Source organism: Candidatus Erwinia dacicola, assembly GCF_001756855.1.
Classification (GTDB): domain Bacteria; phylum Pseudomonadota; class Gammaproteobacteria; order Enterobacterales; family Enterobacteriaceae; genus Erwinia; species Erwinia dacicola.
Genome location: NZ_MAYS01000242.1, coordinates 1 through 1439 on the forward strand (window position 1 = coordinate 1; position 1439 = coordinate 1439).

Here is a 1439-nt window from a genome sequence, read left to right on the forward strand (position 1 = left end):
CTCATCAAGGGTAAAGAACGTCCATCACATGCCAGGCTTGCCCGCAGGAGCTGGAAACGCGAAGCGTGATAAGCGCTCCAGTCAATGAGTATCACAGCACGGGACATTCCCTGCGTAATTTTCCGTGTAACTCGCTGAAAAATTGTGGAAACCGCATTTTGCATGTGAGAATTTCCCAGCAGTTGATCCGCCCGCTTTATTTTATTTTTAACGGATGCTGTTCCTGTCAAATGACGTCCGATACTGGTAAGAGTGAGAGAGGCACCATTTATGACAGCACTGGTTGCATCAATCAGTGATTTCTGGCGGTAAAGATGCAGAGGCTCCAGTACACTTTTAAAGAATTTTTGGCATAATACACGGGCAGGCATAGCGGTGATTTCCTTGAAATTGTTAGCGCAATCAATTAGATCACATTACACTATGCCTGTCTTGTTTTCTGGGGATTCATCAGGGGGAAACCCCGCCATTTAAAAGAAGGATAAAAAATGGCTACCTCAGTTTATTTTTATAACGCATCTTCCGAACAAAAATTAATCGCCAATTCCTTAAAAGAATTAAAAGACAATCTTATCATAAAAGATTCATACCGTGGCGACGTTACCAGTGAAGTAAAAGGAATAATAAGATTATGGCTAAAAGATGGAGATAAAAACATAAACGATTTAAAAGAATAGCTTTCCTATTATAATTTATTTGTAAACCCTGAAATTGCAGAATTTCAGGATAAAAATAAACGTTGCGGACTAAGATTAAATGCCTATTTAAGTGGGATTTAAAAGGAGGTGAGTGGGATTTAAAAGGAAGTGAAAACCTAAAAATCTGAAAGGTGTGATCAGGTTGTTCTAGCAACCTGATCACGTATCGACAAATAAACTTCACGAGGTTTTTAAATGTCAACGCATCAAATCGTACAGGTTGCGGATTCCCTTGTCAAAGGCTGGGAAACCCGAATCCCCGCGATGAGAGGCGGCGAGTGGGAGCAATTCAGGTGGTGGTTAAACTACCTGCAAGGGTACCAAATGTTTTAACAAGAGAAGGGGCTTAATGCCCCTTATTTATTGACAATAAAGCATTCTGCAACTAAAATTAGTTGCATGAGGAAGGGGGGTATGGGGAAAAATGATAAATTGCTGGAAAAATTCATAAACAGCAAGAAAACATTTGAATGGACGGAACTGATTGTACGCCCCATTCCCACTTGAAACGCAACAAAACCGAGGGGGCTTATGCCGCCAGTAAGTGCGTTAAAAATACCTCGTTGGGGGAACGATAGCCCAGTGATTTTCTCCCGCGCGTGTTGAGTATGTGTTCGAGTTCAGCCATCTTGCGATGGCTCACCTGACTGAAGTCGGTTCCCTTGGGGTAAAAGCGCCGTATCAGACCGTTGGTATGCTCATTCAGGCCACGTTCCCAGGAATGGTATGGGCGTGCAAAGT

General features: G+C 42.5%; 2 protein-coding genes and 1 pseudogene. 1 reads left to right on the forward strand and 2 read right to left on the reverse strand.

The window, feature by feature from the left end; translation table 11 throughout:
- Nucleotides 1-371, reverse strand: a pseudogene (locus tag BBW68_RS07505) (IS4-like element ISEc60 family transposase); the annotation flags it as partial.
- A 117-nt stretch (nt 372-488) separates the two neighbouring features.
- Between BBW68_RS07505 and BBW68_RS16200 the strand changes: the two are divergent.
- Nucleotides 489-677, forward strand: a complete 189-nt coding sequence (locus tag BBW68_RS16200; RefSeq protein ID WP_083264838.1) for a hypothetical protein — start codon at nt 489-491, stop codon at nt 675-677.
- Nucleotides 678-1227: 550 nt separating this feature from the next.
- On the opposite strand, the gene BBW68_RS16205 is transcribed toward BBW68_RS16200, so the two are convergent.
- Nucleotides 1228-1439, reverse strand: a 212-nt coding sequence (locus tag BBW68_RS16205) for an IS30 family transposase (RefSeq protein WP_148127523.1), incomplete at its 5' end; no start/stop codon positions are given.

What these genes read in the sequence shown, in the direction of transcription:
- BBW68_RS16200 (WP_083264838.1), top strand. Translation starts at nt 489, where the DNA reads ATGGCTACCTCAGTTTATTTTTATAACGCATCTTCCGAACAAAAATTA.